Annotated in this window: 18 protein-coding genes and 1 other annotated feature; all 18 genes read right to left on the minus strand. The window is 42.4% G+C overall.

Annotated features, from left to right (window positions below; translation table 11 throughout):
- Positions 1 to 11 precede the first annotated feature (11 nt).
- Positions 12 to 161 (minus strand): 50S ribosomal protein L33, encoded by a 150-nt coding sequence (rpmG, locus tag CSV74_RS08850; RefSeq protein WP_081657859.1) that lies wholly within the window; start codon positions 159 to 161, stop codon positions 12 to 14.
- 80 nt (positions 162 to 241) lie between these two features.
- Positions 242 to 880 carry an RNA polymerase sporulation sigma factor SigH gene (sigH, locus tag CSV74_RS08855; RefSeq protein WP_037561629.1) on the minus strand — a complete coding sequence of 213 codons (639 nt, stop codon included), beginning with the start codon at positions 878 to 880 and terminating at the stop codon, positions 242 to 244.
- 82 nt (positions 881 to 962) lie between these two features.
- Entirely contained in the window at positions 963 to 1,478 is a 516-nt protein-coding gene (locus tag CSV74_RS08860; protein WP_099691365.1) for an NYN domain-containing protein, read from the minus strand.
- Positions 1,475 to 2,233: a 23S rRNA (guanosine(2251)-2'-O)-methyltransferase RlmB gene (rlmB, locus tag CSV74_RS08865; protein WP_099691366.1), complete on the minus strand. Its 759-nt coding sequence runs from the start codon at positions 2,231 to 2,233 to the stop codon at positions 1,475 to 1,477. Before rlmB ends, CSV74_RS08860 begins: the two co-directional genes overlap by 4 nt.
- On the minus strand, positions 2,230 to 2,649 hold the full coding sequence (locus CSV74_RS08870; RefSeq protein WP_029053295.1) for a Mini-ribonuclease 3: 420 nt from the start codon (positions 2,647 to 2,649) through the stop codon (positions 2,230 to 2,232). The genes rlmB and CSV74_RS08870 overlap by 4 nt, the downstream gene beginning before the upstream one ends.
- 4 nt (positions 2,650 to 2,653) lie before the next feature.
- Complete coding sequence (cysS, locus tag CSV74_RS08875) at positions 2,654 to 4,054, minus strand: cysteine--tRNA ligase (protein WP_099691367.1); 1,401 nt, start codon at positions 4,052 to 4,054, stop codon at positions 2,654 to 2,656.
- Positions 4,035 to 4,709, minus strand: coding sequence for a serine O-acetyltransferase (gene cysE / locus CSV74_RS08880; protein WP_099669940.1), 675 nt, complete (start codon positions 4,707 to 4,709; stop codon positions 4,035 to 4,037). Before cysE ends, cysS begins: the two co-directional genes overlap by 20 nt.
- Before the next feature lie 92 nt (positions 4,710 to 4,801).
- Positions 4,802 to 5,016, minus strand: a binding site (T-box leader).
- 57 nt (positions 5,017 to 5,073) lie between these two features.
- Complete coding sequence (gene gltX, locus CSV74_RS08885; RefSeq protein WP_099691368.1) at positions 5,074 to 6,534, minus strand: glutamate--tRNA ligase; 1,461 nt, start codon at positions 6,532 to 6,534, stop codon at positions 5,074 to 5,076.
- 83 nt (positions 6,535 to 6,617) lie between these two features.
- Positions 6,618 to 7,097: a 2-C-methyl-D-erythritol 2,4-cyclodiphosphate synthase gene (gene ispF, locus CSV74_RS08890; RefSeq protein WP_029053299.1), complete on the minus strand. Its 480-nt coding sequence runs from the start codon at positions 7,095 to 7,097 to the stop codon at positions 6,618 to 6,620.
- 13 nt (positions 7,098 to 7,110) lie between these two features.
- The gene (ispD, locus tag CSV74_RS08895) at positions 7,111 to 7,791 is read right to left on the minus strand and encodes a 2-C-methyl-D-erythritol 4-phosphate cytidylyltransferase (RefSeq protein ID WP_029053300.1); all 681 of its coding nucleotides are present in this window, start codon (positions 7,789 to 7,791) and stop codon (positions 7,111 to 7,113) included.
- A 26-nt stretch (positions 7,792 to 7,817) separates the two neighbouring features.
- Positions 7,818 to 8,906, minus strand: coding sequence for a PIN/TRAM domain-containing protein (locus CSV74_RS08900; RefSeq protein ID WP_029053301.1), 1,089 nt, complete (start codon positions 8,904 to 8,906; stop codon positions 7,818 to 7,820).
- A gap of 164 nt (positions 8,907 to 9,070) precedes the next feature.
- Positions 9,071 to 10,441: a DNA repair protein RadA gene (gene radA / locus CSV74_RS08905; protein ID WP_029053302.1), complete on the minus strand. Its 1,371-nt coding sequence runs from the start codon at positions 10,439 to 10,441 to the stop codon at positions 9,071 to 9,073.
- Positions 10,442 to 10,531: 90 nt separating this feature from the next.
- A complete protein-coding gene (locus tag CSV74_RS08910; RefSeq protein ID WP_099669997.1) occupies positions 10,532 to 12,979 on the minus strand; it encodes an ATP-dependent Clp protease ATP-binding subunit in 2,448 nt (815 codons plus the stop codon).
- 184 nt (positions 12,980 to 13,163) lie between these two features.
- Entirely contained in the window at positions 13,164 to 14,252 is a 1,089-nt protein-coding gene (gene mcsB / locus CSV74_RS08915; RefSeq protein WP_029053304.1) for a protein-arginine kinase McsB, read from the minus strand.
- Positions 14,242 to 14,793 carry a UvrB/UvrC motif-containing protein gene (locus CSV74_RS08920; RefSeq protein WP_099669945.1) on the minus strand — a complete coding sequence of 184 codons (552 nt, stop codon included), beginning with the start codon at positions 14,791 to 14,793 and terminating at the stop codon, positions 14,242 to 14,244. The genes mcsB and CSV74_RS08920 overlap by 11 nt, the downstream gene beginning before the upstream one ends.
- An 11-nt stretch (positions 14,794 to 14,804) precedes the next feature.
- The gene (locus CSV74_RS08925) at positions 14,805 to 15,275 is read right to left on the minus strand and encodes a CtsR family transcriptional regulator (RefSeq protein ID WP_029053306.1); all 471 of its coding nucleotides are present in this window, start codon (positions 15,273 to 15,275) and stop codon (positions 14,805 to 14,807) included.
- Positions 15,276 to 15,599: 324 nt separating this feature from the next.
- Positions 15,600 to 16,601, minus strand: coding sequence for a biotin synthase BioB (gene bioB, locus CSV74_RS08930; RefSeq protein WP_099691369.1), 1,002 nt, complete (start codon positions 16,599 to 16,601; stop codon positions 15,600 to 15,602).
- A complete protein-coding gene (locus tag CSV74_RS08935; protein ID WP_029053308.1) occupies positions 16,601 to 17,200 on the minus strand; it encodes a biotin transporter BioY in 600 nt (199 codons plus the stop codon). The genes bioB and CSV74_RS08935 overlap by 1 nt, the downstream gene beginning before the upstream one ends.
- Between the last annotated feature and the right edge of the window lie 6 nt (positions 17,201 to 17,206).

Below are 17,206 nucleotides of genomic sequence, written 5' to 3' on the forward strand. Positions count from 1 at the left end.
TATGTAACTGGTCAAATGGTTTGCTTATGCAATGTATGCGCATTGCAATGACTGCAAAACTTCTTTATACTCATTCTTCCCTCGCGACCGTTGTTACTAGCGGGTAAAGAATAGTTTCGCGAACCACATATCTCACAGCTTAAAGTTATTTTTTTCGTCATTTAATTCACCTAATTCAAGACAATAGTCTTGCTAAAGAGTACCATTTAACCAACGACATGTCAATTTACATTCGATTTGTTTAACGTACCAGATCCATCGCCATCGAGTGTTCCAGTTTGCGTTTGATCCGTTGTAAAGCATTATCTATTGATTTCACTTGACGATTCAGCACTTCAGAAATTTCGCGATAGGATTGACCTTCTAAGTACAATGTTAATACTTCTCTTTCCAATCCACTCAGCACTTTATTCATCTCTTTTTCCATGAATGTGAAGTTTTCTTTATGAATTATCAAATCTTCAGGGTCATCTAATGTAGAGCCCGCTATGATATCGAGCAACGTTCGCTCTTGATCTTCATCATACATTGGCTTGTCCAACGAAATAGACGTATTAAGCGGAATATGTTTTTGACGCGTGGCAGTTTTAATAGCTGTAATAATTTGTCGCGTAATACACAGCTCAGCAAAGACTTTAAAAGAGCTTAATCTATCAGGACGGAAATCACGTATCGCTTTATAGAGTCCGATCATTCCTTCTTGCATGATATCTTCACGATCTCCACCAATAATGAAATATGTTCTTGCTTTCATCCGGACAATAGGCTGAAATTTGGTAATTAAAAAATCCAATACATCCGAATTCCCCAGATGGATCAACTCCACCATTTCTTCATCAGATAGTTTAGAAAACCTATTTTTACTCTTCACTTTTTCCATGTCCCGCACCAACCTCTCCACCCCAGAGTACTAATTGGATTTATATGTCAGTATAGACGTGGTATTTTTTCACGTCAACTACTCATTTTCCACCACGTCTCATTTTTTCAAATTCCGCTGCCACTTCATCCGTCAGAGGAATCTTTGATAGAGGCCTTTGTTCTAATGATTCTTTTAACCTTTGCGCAATTACACGATCTACTTCTTTCATGGCAATTTCCAACTCTCGTGCAGAGATGCGAAGTGCACCTTGGGCAAACACTACCCATTGTTCCACAAGATCGGAAGTAGCTACATGAATTTGCGTCAAGCGATTGGATAATTCGGATACCAATTTTTCAATCCGTTCATCCGCCGTTTCGTTCTCTCTTGTAAAGACAACTTCCACACGGTATTGTTTTTTCCGCTTTTCGATACCCGGTACTAGGTGGGCATCGAATATCACGATGACACGCCATCCCCGGTTAGCCTGGAATTCCGCCATCCTCTCAATAAGTCGATCACGCGCTTGCGCAAAATCTTCTTGTTTCAGTTGCTGCAGTTCAGGCCACGCACCGATGATGTTGTATCCATCAACGAGCAGCACATCTTTCTTCATGACGTAGCCTGAGCGGATTGACGCTTTCGTAGAACTTCATACATCAACAATGCCGCCGCTACCGAAGCATTTAAAGACGTAACTTTTCCAACCATCGGTAAACTATAAAGGAAATCGCATCTCTCTCGTAAAATGCGTGACATTCCTTTTCCTTCACTGCCAATAATGACAGCTAAAGGCAACGTGGCATCCATATGGCGATAATCCGTGGAGTTGGAAGCATCTGTTCCCGCAATCCAAACCCCTTGTTTCTTGAGCTCGTCCACAGTTTGAGATAAATTATTCACTCGCACTACCGGTATATGTTCAATCGCACCTGTTGACGCTTTCGCCACCACACCTGTCAACCCAACAGCGCGTCTCTTCGGAATGATGATGCCATGAACACCCGAAGCATCCGCTGTTCGTAAGATAGAACCCAAATTATGCGGATCTTCTAGCTCATCCAGAATGATGAAGAACGGATCTTCCTGCCTCTCTTTAGCGATTACGAATAAGTCTTCAAGCTCCGCGTAATCATAAGCAGCAACCGAAGCAAGAATTCCTTGGTGACTCAGATCCGTCATACCATCTAATTTCTGCTTCGGTGCTGTCTGCACAACTACTCCTGCTTCTTTAGCAAGCTTCATTATTTCACCGATACTTTTCTTATTGACGCCTTCTGCTACCCAGATTTTATTCAGCTGTCTGCCCGAACGCAGTGCTTCCACAACAGGGTTTCTTCCACCAATCATTTCAACCTCTAGCTCCGTCATGCTTTCTCCTCCTCAGGATGCTCCACCAGTCGAATCGCCGTCTCTATTAGTTCAGCCAGACGTTCTTGCCGATCCAATAAATGTACATACCCGAGAACTGCTTCGAATGCAGAGCTATAATTATACGTAGTAACATCAGTGTTTTTAGGGACGGATCCCGCTTTCGCATTGCGACCACGACGCATCACCGCTAATTCTTCTTCCGTGAGAATTTGTCGATCTCTCATCGTTAAGATGATTCGCGCCTGTGCCTTTGCAGAGACAAAGCGCGTAGCTTCCTTATGCAAGATTTGCGGTTTCACACGTCCGTGGCGTAGCAAATGCTCTCTGATCGCCGTTTCATATACAGCATCGCCCATATAAGCAAGAGCAAGTGCATTGAGTTGTTTAACGTCTATTTCACGTAAATTCTCCACACTGTTACCCTCTTTTCCAGCGAGTGCCTTGCGCTGTATCTTCTAAAATGATTCCCTGTGCTTTTAGTTCATCACGAATTTCATCCGCCCGTGCAAAATCACGATTCTTCCGAGCATCAAGACGTTCCTGGATCAAAGCATCTACTTCGTCATCCACTAATTCATCCGCATTATCAAATGGCAATCCAAGTACACCCATTAATTGATCCAACGCATCGATGAATTGCTGAAGTACGTGACGGTCTGTATTTTTCTCGAGCAAGTATACGTTCGCATGTTTGGATAGTTCAAAAATGGCTGCAATCGCATTAGCCGTGTTGAAGTCATCGTCCATCGATTTTTCAAATGCGTTAATTTGTTCGTTAATCTTATCTAACCATGACTCGGAATTTTCTGCTAGATCCGCCGAAATCGTTACACGATGCTGCAAGTTGCTGTACGCAGTCTGAATACGTTCCAATCCATTCGACGCGCTTTCTACAAGATCCTGTGCAAAGTTGACTGGATGACGATAGTGTACAGAAAGCATGAAGAAACGCAGTACCTTTGGGTCTATTTGCTTACGAATATCATGTACCAAAATAAAATTCCCTAAGGATTTCGACATTTTTTCGTTATCAATATTGATATAACCGTTATGCATCCAGTAGTTGGCGAAAGTTTTGCCGGTAGCCGCTTCAGACTGCGCGATTTCATTCTCATGATGCGGGAATGTTAAGTCTTGCCCACCTGCATGAATATCGATCGTGTCCCCAAGAAGCTGTTTGGCCATTACCGAACATTCGATATGCCAGCCAGGACGACCTTTGCCCCAAGGACTATCCCACGAGACTTCCCCCTCTTTCGCTGATTTCCAAAGCGCAAAGTCAAGAGGATCTGTTTTGATTGCATTTTCTTCCACCCGCGCACCCACTTTTAACTCATCGATGGATTGATGTGAAAGTTTTCCGTAGCCTTCGAATTTACGTGTACGGAAATAGACATCCCCACGAGATTCGTAAGCAAATCCTTTGGCAATGAGAACCTGAATAAATTCCACAATGTCATCAATGTGCTCAGTTACTCTAGGATGCGCTGTCGCTACTTCACAGCCGAGAGCACTGACATCTTCGTGATAGGCCGCAATGAAACGTTCGGTTAAATCTCCGACCTCTTCGTTTAATTCATTTGCTGCTTTAATGATTTTATCGTCTACGTCCGTAAAGTTTGAGACGTAATTGACTTCATAGCCACGATATTCCAAGTAGCGACGAATCGTATCAAATGCAATCACAGGACGGGCATTTCCGATATGAATATAGTTATAAACGGTTGGTCCACAGACATACATTTTGACCTTTCCTTCTTCTATTGGAACAAACTTTTCTTTCTTACGTGTCAATGTATTATAAAGTTGAATGCTCATGTAAATCTCCCTTTTTTTCATTCACGGTTTCCAACTGCTCAGTACGCAGCTTCAACTCCTGAATTTGCTTTTCTAATCGTTTGATTTCATCCGCAATCGGATCTTGCGTGGAATGATCTAGTTTATTCTTTACACGTATACCATTTGAAATAACGATTTTCCCTGGTATACCAACTACTGTAGAGTTCGGCGGCACTTCTTTTAAGATGACCGAACCCGCACCTACTTTACTGTTCTCCCCAATCGTAATGGAACCAAGTACTTTGGCACCTGACGCAACCAATACATTATCACAGAGCGTCGGATGTCGCTTACCGCCTTCTTTTCCTGTTCCACCCAATGTAACTCCTTGATACAGTGTTACGTCATCGCCAATTTCACATGTTTCTCCTATGACTACACCCATCCCATGATCAATGAAAAGACGTCTGCCTATTACAGCTCCAGGATGAATTTCAATACCCGTGAAAAACCTGCTAACTTGCGACACTACACGAGCCAAAAACCGAAGATTACGCTTATAAAACACATGCGCAATACGGTGCATCCAAATTGCATGCAACCCCGAATACGTTAAAATTACTTCAACCGTACTGCGGGCTGCCGGGTCTTGATCGAAAATACATCGAATATCCTCTTTCATACGTTTGAACAATGAACTTCCCCCTTTTTCTTCTTTCACATGACGGCGATTTCCACTATAGAAAAATTTCTCAAGATAAAAAAAGCGCCCCTGTCACTCATGATGACAGAGACGCAATTAATGCGTGGTTCCACTCCGCTTGAGAACGTAATTGTCCCCCGCTTAATGTCTTTAACGCAGACTATACGTATGGCCTACTAATAATTTCGGCTCATCGCTCAAAGGTGCATTTCGATAGTGAAAGACTCAGGTCATTTCCAGCCTAGATGACCCTCTCTATAGAGCATCCACTACGTACTTTCCTTTTCGACGCTTTTCATATGACAAATGTATATTAGGTTCATTTTACAGAAATTCACCGAAATGTCAATATTGTTTATTTTGCAAATCTTTCAACACGTTGAATAATCTTTTCTTTACCAATTAGCGCAATAGCATCCGGTAGTTCAGGACCTGATGTCTGACCAGTTGCCACGACACGCACAGGCATGAATAAGTTCTTACCTTTATGTCCTGTTTCTTTTTGTACTGCCTTAATTGCCGCTTTAATAGACGGTGCATCGAATGTTTCCAATTCTTCTAGTTGCTTCTTAAGTGACGTCATCACTTCAGGCACTTGTTCACTCGCCAAAATTTCAGATGCTGTTTCATCATATTCCAATGTGTCATGGAAGAACTGGGCGGATAACTCGACGATTTCAGCACCAAAGCTCAATTGACCGTGGTACAGCGCGATCAAATCGTGAACCCATGATTTTTCTTTAGCAGACATATTTTCTGAAACCAATCCTGCTGCTTGTAGATGTGGCAATGTTAATTCAATTACTTCTTCTAAAGACAGCTTTTTTATATATTGGTTATTCATCCACGTTAGCTTATCCGTATCGAACATGGAAGGTGACTTCGACAAACGAGACTCATCAAATTGTTCTACGAGTTCGTCATGAGAGAAAATCTCTTCTTCTCCGACAGGCGACCAACCAAGCAAAGAGAAGAAATTAAACATTGCTTCCGGCAAATAGCCTAAATCTTTGTATTGAGCAATGAACTGAATGATTGATTCATCACGTTTTGAAAGCTTTTTGCGTTCTTCATTGACAATCAGCGTCATATGACCAAATCGTGGGTGGTCCCAACCGAATACGTCAAATACCATTAGTTGCTTTGGTGTATTCGTCAAATGCTCTTCTCCACGGAAAACATGGGAGATTTTCATCAAATGATCGTCGACTACTACAGCAAAGTTATAAGTTGGAATACCATTCGTCTTAATCATAACCCAGTCACCGATGTCTTTTGATTCGAATGTTACTTCACCGCGCACAAGGTCATCGATCGCATACGTAGTATTTTCAGGAACGCGCATACGAATATTGTATGACTTCCCTGCAGCTTCATTTTCCGCTACTTGTTCTGCTGTTAAATGACGACAAGTACCATCATACATAGGTGCTGCGATTCCCGCTTCTTTCTGAGCGTCACGCTTTGCTTCTAGCTCTTCAGGTGTACAGAAACATTTGTAGGCATGCCCATTTTCAAGCATTTCGTCTGCATACTTTTTATACAAGTCCAGACGTTCCATTTGACGGTATGGGCCGTATTCTCCGCCAATATCAATGGATTCGTCATGATGGATACCGAGCCACGTCAGGTTTTCAAGTTGTGAAAGTTCGCCACTCTCAATATTTCGCGCTGTATCCGTATCTTCAATACGAACAATAAATTTCCCGTCATAGTGACGAGCAAACAAATAGTTGAATAACGCGGTCCGCGCGCCCCCAATATGTAGTTGGCCTGTTGGACTCGGTGCATAACGCACACGTACTTCTTGTGTCATAATAGTTACCTCTCCGTTTCGAATTGATTACGTTCTTATATAATTTCCTATCTATTTTAGCACTCTAAAGGACGTTTTGAAAGTTACTGGTTTTTCATCAGTAAAATCGTTGCCATTGCTGCGATTCCTTCTTCACGCCCAGGGAAGCCTAGACGTTCCGTAGTCGTAGCTTTCACATTCACTTGCGACAGATCTGCTTCGAGCAATTCCGCCACGCGTTCACGGATGTCTCCAATATACGGTGCCATTTTTGGACGTTGCGCAATAATCGTACAATCAATATTACCTAAACGGTAGCCTTCTTCTTTTACCATCGCCCATACATTCTCCAATAAAATAGCAGAATCAGCGTCTTTAAACGCGTCGTCCGTATCAGGGAAATGTGTACCAATATCCACTTTTCCAATCGCACCTAGTGCAGCATCTGTTACTGTGTGTAGTAGCACATCCGCATCGGAGTGACCAATCAACCCTTTTGAGTGCGGAATGGTGATACCACCAATAATGAGTGGTCTACCTTCTTCAAATGCATGTACATCAAAACCTTGTCCAATTCGAAACATGTAATTATTCCTCCTACTTTCTTCTAGCCAGTAAGATTTCACCTATAGCAAGATCTTCCTGAGTCGTCATTTTTACATTATCATATGAACTTTCCACCACTTGGACTTCGTGGCCAAGTCGTTCCACTAACATGGATTCATCCGTGCCAAGGAAACCTTCTGCAATAGCCGAGTCCGATGCTTCTTTCAACAATTCATATTGAAATGCCTGAGGCGTTTGTACGAGCCACAGCTTTTCACGAGCCAAAGTTTCTTTGACAGTACCATCTTCCGCGTACTTGATTGTATCCTTCGCCTTAACTGCTGCTATAGCTGCACCCTTTTCATTAGCAGTACGCACCAGTTCCGTAATAATTGACGAATTCAAGAAAGGTCTAGCCGCGTCATGGACGAGAACAATACCTTTCCCTTTGTAAGCAGAGATACAAGCTGCAACACTGTTTTGACGCTCACCACCACCCTTTACAAATGTAATAGGTTTCACGTGTTGATCCTGTTTGAGAATCTCTTCAATTACAACTTGCTCTTCCGGCTTCACAGCCATAATGACTTCTTCACAATTAGGGTCTTCTTGAAACACACTGACTGTATGATACAAAATTGAATGCTCTCCAATTTTCAGGAAAAGCTTATTTTGTCCAGCACCCATTCGTTTGCCGCTTCCCGCGGCAGGAATCATCACTGTATATTTCACGTTTGTCACTCTGCTTTCTATGCTGGTTATCGACCTTTGGGTTTCGCAAAAATCATTCGTCCTGCAGAAGTTTGCAATACACTGGTTACTACAACGTCAATGGCATCTCCGATATGAGACCGACCATCTTCAATGACAATCATTGTGCCATCATCCAAGTATGCAACACCTTGATTATGCTCTTTACCGTCTTTGATTACGACTACATGCATTTCTTCACCTGGAATGACTACCGGTTTTACTGCATTAGCGAGATCATTTATATTCAACACTGCCACACCATGCAAATCCGAGACTTTATTTAAGTTAAAATCATTTGTTACAACTAATCCATCCATTTTCTTCGCCAGTTTAACTAACTTTAAATCCACTTCGGCTACATTCGGAATATCTTCGTCGGTAATGAGCACTTGAGGACCGTCATCATTTTGTAAACGCTTTAGAATATCGAGACCACGTCTACCTTTTGTCCGCTTCAACGTATCAGATGAATCGGCTATATGCTGTAGTTCGGTCAGTACAAACTGAGGTACAACTAAAATTCCCTGTAAAAATCCTGTCGCCACTATATCCGCAATGCGTCCATCGATAATGACGCTTGTATCTAGTAACTTATATACATCTTTTTGTGGTGGAGTGACAATGGGTTCTGTCGATTCTTTCTTTTTTGCAGTTGTCATGCGTAAATTAGAGAATGCATTAATAAACTCTTCCCACTTTTTAAAACCTACTTGGAAACCTAAATAGCCGAGAAGAATAGACAATAAGACAGGCACAACAGAAGACACTACCGGAAAACCAATTGCACTTAGTCCGAAACTGAATAAAAAAGCTACGATTAACCCTACCACTAATCCGATTGTACCGAATAATAAATCCATGATCGGTGCTTTCAGAAGTCTTTCTTCAATCCATTTAATGAAATTTACAATCGGTTCAGTTAAAAATAAGCTTAATAAAAATAGAATGATTGCTCCTATAATTGCCTCCACATAAGGGTTTTCTATGATCGGGCGTGATGTAAACTCAAACATAGCGAATAAGTACGGTAAAAATAAAACACCGAGAGTTCCTCCGATTAATAAGAATGAAACTTGGACTACTCTTTTCAACATATTCTTCCACCTCCTTTTCCTTCCTAATAGTATACAACGAATCATGGTTAGCTGCTTAGGTTAAGTGAGGAATTTCTCAAAATTCCTCACTCCTCCTACTAGGACTATCTCAATAGCAGGAAAGTTTCTTGCTATTCTACTCATCCCGTCATATAAAATAGATGTTATCTGAATGCCATTCCTAACGCTTCCGTAATAGTTTCAACGCCTACTACTTCAATTCCATTCGGAATATCCCAACCGCCCAAATTAGATGACGGAATGATAATGCGATCAAAACCAAGTTTCGCCGCTTCTGTGACGCGTTGTTCTATTCTAGATACCCTTCTAACCTCACCTGTTAATCCTACTTCACCAACAAAACAATCGCGCGCCCCTACAGCCGTGTCGCGATAGCTAGAAACAATACTCAGCAAGACGGCTAAATCAATGGCCGGCTCATCCAACTTAACACCGCCCGCAACCTTAATATACGCATCTTGTGTCTGTAATAGCATCCCTGCACGTTTTTCCAATACCGCCATTAATAGCTGCACACGGTTTTGATCCAATCCAGTCGCCATGCGCTTCGGATAATTGAAACTTGATGCCGTCATCAGTGCCTGAATTTCAACAAGTATTGGCCGTGTGCCTTCCATAGAAGCGACAATGGTAGAGCCCGCTCCACCTTGCGATCGCTCACGCAAAAACATTTCAGAAGGATTTAAGACTTCCTTTAATCCAGCCTGCAACATTTCAAAAATGGCAATTTCATTAGTAGAACCAAAACGATTTTTAACACTTCGTAAAATACGGTATGTGTGGTGACGTTCACCTTCAAAATACAGCACCGTATCCACCATATGCTCAAGCAATCGTGGTCCAGCAATTTGTCCTTCTTTTGTTACGTGACCTACGAGGAATATGGCAATGTTTTGCGTCTTTGCTATACGCATTAGTTCTGCGGTACATTCACGCACTTGCGATACACTTCCTGGTGCCGATGATACTTCAGGATGATGAACAGTCTGAATCGAGTCCACAACCACAAACTTCGGCTTCACTTCATCCACCGTTTCATTGATCATTGCGAGATCGGTTTCGGCATAAATATATAACTCATCTGACTTCACGCCTAATCGTTCTGCACGTAACTTAGTTTGCTTGATCGATTCTTCTCCTGAAATATACAGTACACGCTGTTGTTGATTCGCAAGTAACGATGAGACTTGTAGCAACAATGTAGACTTCCCGATTCCTGGATCCCCGCCAATTAATATGAGCGAGCCCGGTACAATCCCACCACCAAGTACGCGGTTTAATTCTTCTAATTCCGTTTTAACACGTGGCTCTTCAGCCATTTCCACCTGACTGATAGGCAAAGCTTTGTGCTTCACTCTTTCACCATGCTGAAATGCAGCACGCGGGCCCTTTTGAACAATCTCCACTTCTTCATCCATCGTGTTCCATTCTCCACAACCAGGACAACGCCCCATCCACTTAGCGGACTCATATCCACAAGAACGGCACATGAACTTCGACTTACGCTTAGCCATACACTCTCTCCTTATTTGAAAAAATACGAAAAGGACAGCTCGCTGCGCTTTTAAAAACTAAGCGAGCGAGCTATCCTGTTGATCATATTATTATTTTTCTACTGCTACTGTGTGTTTCTCCGTACGTACGATAAACTGATTATCCTCTACATCAATAATTACTTTTTCACCCATCAGAACTTTACCTTCAAGTAACTCTTCAGATAAACGATCTTCTACATGTTTCTGTAATGCACGACGTAATGGACGAGCCCCGTATTCCGGATCATATCCCTCTTCCGTGATTTTATCTTTAGCTGAATCCGTCAACACCAATTCGATGTCCTGTTCAGCCAAGCGCTTAGAAAGTTCATCACTCATCAAGCTGACAATTTCACGCAAGTGTTCTTTCTCCAATGAATGGAAGACAATCATGTCATCCACACGGTTCAAGAACTCCGGTCGGAATGTTTTCTTCAATTCTGCAAGCATTTTTTCCTTCATGTCATCGTAGTCGGATTCGCCGTCTTGAATATTAAAGCCAACGTAGCGGTTTTTCTTCAATTCAGTTGCTCCAACGTTTGAAGTCATGATAATTACTGTGTTGCGGAAATCAACTGTACGTCCTTTAGAATCCGTTAAACGTCCGTCTTCTAATACTTGCAATAAGATATTGAAAACATCTGGATGTGCTTTTTCAATCTCATCAAGTAGTACAACTGAGTACGGCTTACGGCGAACTTTCTCCGTTAACTGGCCACCTTCATCATATCCTACATAGCCTGGAGGTGATCCGACTAGACGAGATGTAGAATGTTTCTCCATATATTCGGACATATCGATACGAATCATCGCATCTTCATCGCCGAACATCACTTCCGCCAACGCACGGCCTAGTTCAGTTTTACCTACACCAGTCGGGCCCAAGAAAATGAATGAACCAATAGGACGTTTCGGATCTTTCAATCCTGCACGTGCTCGACGGATGGCTTTCGAAATAGATAACACTGCTTCTTTTTGACCAATAACACGTTGATGCAAAATTTCTTCCATGTTCAGCAATTTAGCCGACTCTGTCTCCGCAATCTTGTCAACAGGAATTCCTGTCCACATCGCCACAACTGACGCGATATCATTCACTGTCACTTCGGACTCAGTCTGCCCTTGTTTCTCTTTCCAAGCTGCTTTCGTCGTTTCCAACTCTTCCTTCATCTTCTGCTCTTTATCACGATAAGAAGCAGCTTTCTCAAATTCTTGGCTTTGCACAGCTGCGTTCTTCTCAGAACGAATTGCTTCAAGCTTCACCTCGAGCTCCTTCAAGTTAGGAGGAGTTGTATATGAACGCAAGCGCACTTTCGATCCAGCTTCGTCAATTAAGTCAATCGCTTTATCCGGTAAGAAACGGTCCGAGATATAACGATCAGACATCTTCGCTGCCGCTTCAACCGCTTCATCCGTAATCTTCACACGGTGATGCGCTTCGTAACGGTCGCGCAAGCCTTTAATAATCTGAATCGTTTCCTCTACAGATGGCTCATCAACCTGGATCGGTTGGAAACGTCGTTCAAGCGCTGCGTCTTTTTCAATATATTTACGGTATTCGTCAAGTGTAGTAGCACCGATACACTGTAGTTCACCACGTGCAAGAGACGGCTTCAAAATATTGGATGCATCGATAGCACCTTCCGCTCCACCTGCCCCGATCAACGTGTGCAATTCATCGATGAATAAGATAATGTTACCCGCTTGACGAATTTCTTCCATTACCTTCTTCATTCTATCTTCGAACTCACCGCGGTATTTTGTACCCGCGACGACTGTCCCCATATCTAATGTCATAACGCGTTTATCACGCAATATTTCAGGCACTTCGTTACTTACGACTTGCTGTGCCAAACCTTCTGCAATCGCTGTTTTACCTACACCTGGTTCCCCAATCAATACTGGGTTGTTTTTCGTACGACGTGCCAATACTTCAATAACACGTGTAATTTCTTTGCTTCGTCCAATTACTGGATCCAGCGTGCCCTCACGTGCGATTTCAGTTAAATCACGTGCTAAGCCATCCAATGTTGGTGTTGCTGCCGATGCAGAATTCGCTGGGTTGCCAACAGAACTTTCATCATTGCCAAGTAACTGAAGTACTTGCTGGCGAGCTTTGTTCAAGCTAACACCTGCATTATTCAGAACGCGTGCAGCCACGCCTTCTCCTTCTCGAATCAAAGCCAATAAAATGTGCTCTGTGCCGATATAAGAATGTCCTAATTTACGAGACTCATCAACGGATAATTCAATAACTCGTTTGGCGCGAGGAGTATAATGAACGATCGGACCCACATCTTTAGAGCCTACACCTACTAGAATTTCTACTTCTCGTTCAATAGTATCCGCATTCACACTAATTGCTTCAAGAGCTTTTGCTGCGATGCCGCCACCTTCTCGAATCAATCCAAGCAGGATATGCTCAGTACCAATAGATTCATGTTTTAAACGAATAGCCTCTTCTTGAGCCAGTTGTAAAACTTTTTGTGCACGTTGTGTAAATCGATTAAACATCATATTCATTCCCCTCTTCCTTCATCAGTGGACTATATTCTATGTTATGCAAAATAACACATCAATGCTTTGTTTCCTATAACTATATATATTCATGTCAATTCGCGATACAACCTAATTCGCATATTGACTTTGACTATCTTTGATTAATTATAAATGCTATAAGACTTTCTTGCAAAAACTTTGCTCACAACGAATCACTGTCTTTTTCTTGTGCAACAGATCGCTCTACTCCTAGCCGATCACGGAATAATTGTGCACGAAGGATATCTCGTTCATCAGATGTTAATTCTGCCTTCGCGTATTGCTGCAGAAAACCGGGCTGCATGAAAATCATCAATTCATTCAAAATTGTCATATCAATATTTTCAATGATACCTAAATCTATACCCAAACGGACGTCAGACAAACATTTTGCCGCTTCTGCTGACGGCAAGATTCGCGAATGAGTCAGTGTCCCGAGCGCCCTGAATAATCTATTTTCCAAGTGAACTTCTGACTTAGCCAATAATAATTCACGTGATTTCTTTTCATGTGCAATCAAGCGTTTTGAAATACTCTCTAAGTCTTTCAAGATTTCCTCTTCTGATTTGCCGAGTGTGATTTGATTGGAAACCTGATAAATGTTACCGAGTGCTTCACTGCCCTCTCCATAACTTCCACGTACGACCATTCCAAGCCTTGATATCGCGGGTATAATTCGCTCGATTTGCTTAGTGATGGTTAATGCAGGTAAATGCATCATGACTGAGGCGCGCATTCCCGTACCGGTGTTAGATGGACAACTTGTCAAATAGCCGAATGTTTCATCGAAAGCATAGTTCAAATTCACTTCAAGTTCGCTATCTACTCGATCAGCGTGTTCATATGCCTGATCTATTTGAAAACCCGGATAAATACATTGAATGCGAATATGATCTTCTTCATTCACCATAATACTAATTGTTTCGTCTTCGGACAGTAAAACGGATCCATGTTTTTTAGGATTGATCAACTGTGGACTGACTAAATGTTTCTCGACTAAAATCTGGCGTTCAAGCGGAGACAAATCTTCCATTGTGATGCCTGTAAAATGATGGTTCTGCATCGTCTCGACTGCCTGATCCAATGCTTCGCTAACGTCGTTCGCATCTTCCTGCGAGGCACTTATCGGAAATGGATAATCTTGTAAATTACGAGCTAGCCTGATTCTTGTGGACAAGACGATGTCAGCATGCTCACCTTCCGCCACCATCCAACCTGTCAGTTCCTGTTTGATGAATTTTTTAAATGACATGTTGATCATCACCTCCATCGGACAGTTGCTGTTTCACTTGGTTCGCCTCATCACGCAAAGTTGCCGCTTCTTCAAAATGTTCGTTTTCTACAGCTTCCCGCATTTTCATACGGATGTCTTCAAGCTTCTTCTTTAAAGCAAAACGTTCATTAAGTGATACGGGAATCTTTCCACGGTGTTGGGTATGCCCATTATGCAGTTTGGCAAACACTCTTGGCAGTTGCCCCCTGAATGTTTCATAACATACAGCGCAACCAAACTTCCCGATATCGAGGAAACGATGGAAGGTCAAATCGCAATTCGGACATTTCGGACCATCCGGTAATCTTTCATCGGCTTTTTGTTCCGGAAATAACTCTGAACCACCTAACCAATGTGCTAGAAATTGTTGAATTGATAACGGTTCCTGATCCGGACTGAAAGAAAATGTTTGTGAGTAAAATGCACATTTATCACATAAATGACGCTCTATTACATCATTTGATGTTTCCTGTTTAAACACTACAGTAGCTGGTCTTTCTTTACAGTTTTCACAAAGCATTGAAATTCACCTCATTCTATCTCTTCATAAATTAATGTAACTAACATAGCGCGAAGAATACGTGAACGTAACGCATCCCGCTCAGGCAACATATAACGCAGAGTAGCACGGCCTACTGCAGCAAGCATCAGTTTAGCTTCACGTTCTGTAATGACTTCTTCTTCAATTAAACGGATAATGACATCTTCCGCCATAGTAGATGACGCTTCACTCTCTAAAATCTCTAACGCTTGTTCAAGTAAGTCCTTGCGGGAGTTGGTACGTACCCTGTAAATCCGGATGTAGCCTCCGCCTCCTCGCTTAGACTCAACAGCGTAGCCTCTCTCGACGGTAAACCGGGTTTTGATCACGTAATTAATCTGTGATGGTACACATTGGAATTTCTCAGCAATCTCATTTCGTTTGATTTCAATAGAAGCGCTATCTTCCTCTTCTATAATCGACTTCAAATATCCTTCTATAATGTCAGAAATATTACGCATCTCGTCACCTCTTTTCGCTCGTTCATCTAGTTGACTTTGACTATCTTTGACTTGATTGTATCGCAGAAATCAGGCAGGATGCAATTCATTTGTTTGTATGTATACATGATTACGTTAAAAGGAAACCTGTTGCTAGGTTGTCACAACAGGCTATTAATTATTCAATTAGTCACCGAACAAAAACAAGACGAATACTTTTCACTTACGGCCAACTACTGCAATCCTCCTAAATAGAATTCTGAATGAATAGAAAAAACTGAAGAACAGATCCACATAGCGGATTGTCTTCAGCACAAGGTATACGTATATTTACTCATTCTCTATTTATATAGTGATAGGTTCTTTGCGCAACGGTTCGAGATCGACTACGAAGCCCATGTCTTCAAGCATTTTTTGATCTTGATCATTTTCTTGACCGGCTGTTGTGAGATAGTCACCGATGAAGATAGAGTTTGCAGCGTAGAGGCCTAGTGGCTGCAGGCTTCGCAAGTTGACTTCACGTCCACCCGAAATACGAATTTCTTTGCTAGGGTTGATATAGCGGAATAGGCACAGGACTTTTATGCAGTAGCGTGGATCCAGTTCTGATGTCCCTTCTAATGGTGTTCCATCAACTGCATGCAGGAAGTTCACAGGTATTGAGTCTGCGTCCAGTTCGCGTAGGCTACGCGCCATGGAGATGATATCTTGCTTTGTTTCCCGCATGCCAACGATGACGCCTGAACATGGAGATATGCCCGCTTCTTTGGCCAACCCTACAGTGTTTACACGATCATCGTATGTATGCGATGTAGTTATACTTTCGTGATGCTCTGCGGATGTGTTCAAGTTGTGGTTGTAGCGATCTACGCCCGCCTCTTTCAAACGGGTTGCTTGGCCTGGCTTCAAAATACCTAGGCAAGCACATACCGTCATTCCTTTGTGTTTTTCTTTTATCTGCTTAACAGAATCAATGACTATGTCCAGTTCACTGTCACGCGGTCCCCGTCCACTTGCTACGATGCAATAGGTGCCCGCTTTATTAGCGGCAGCACGTTCTGCACCTTCTAGTATCTCTTCCGATTTCATCATCGCATACTTTTCGACAGGTGCTTTTGAAATGATGGATTGTGCGCAATAACCACAGTTCTCCGGACATAATCCTGATTTCGTATTGATGATCATATTCAGCTTTACCTTATTTCCGAAGTAATGTGATCGAATCGAGTACGTCGCGTGCAGTAATAATAGCAAATCTTCATCTGGGCTATTCAATATTGCGAGTGATTCCTCATCAGTTACTTCATGCCCTTCCAGTACTTGAGTAGCCAGCCTTTGGTAGTTCATTATAGCGTACGCCTCACTTTCAAGTGTTTTGAGATTCTAAACGCGAATATGCCTGACAGTACAGCCAGAATTAGATCTTTTGGCAACGGAGGCATCATCCATAGCCATGCGATCTTGTAGGTAAACACGTCTGGTGCAGCAGCCCACATCTTGTACGCAAAATACATCCAGCTTGTGCCTACTATATAGTTGATTGCCGTAGCGACCAGTGCCGCGGTTATATAAGCAGGCATGGTCTGACTTCGCTCGACAATCTTCCCGGCTACATAAGCTATTAAAATGAACGTAAGAATAAAGCCAAACGTCGGACTCAAGATCTGACCGAAGCCGCCTGAAAATTTAGCGAAGACCGGTGCACCTGCTAATCCTATTAACATATATACCGTCATAGATAACGCACCTAGACGACTGCCAAGTAATAGTCCTGATAAGATTGCGAAAAACGTTTGCAATGTAATAGGTACTCCACCAACTACTAAAAACGGCACAAAGGATGTAATATTTGCTCCAATCATCATTAATGACGCGAACATCCCACTGTATACAATGGTTAATGCACTAAACCTACTTACCGGTTGCCTCTCCGTTGCTGTCGCCATCATGTC

The organism is Sporosarcina sp. P19, from assembly GCF_002743165.1.
GTDB lineage: Bacteria > Bacillota > Bacilli > Bacillales_A > Planococcaceae > Sporosarcina > Sporosarcina ureae.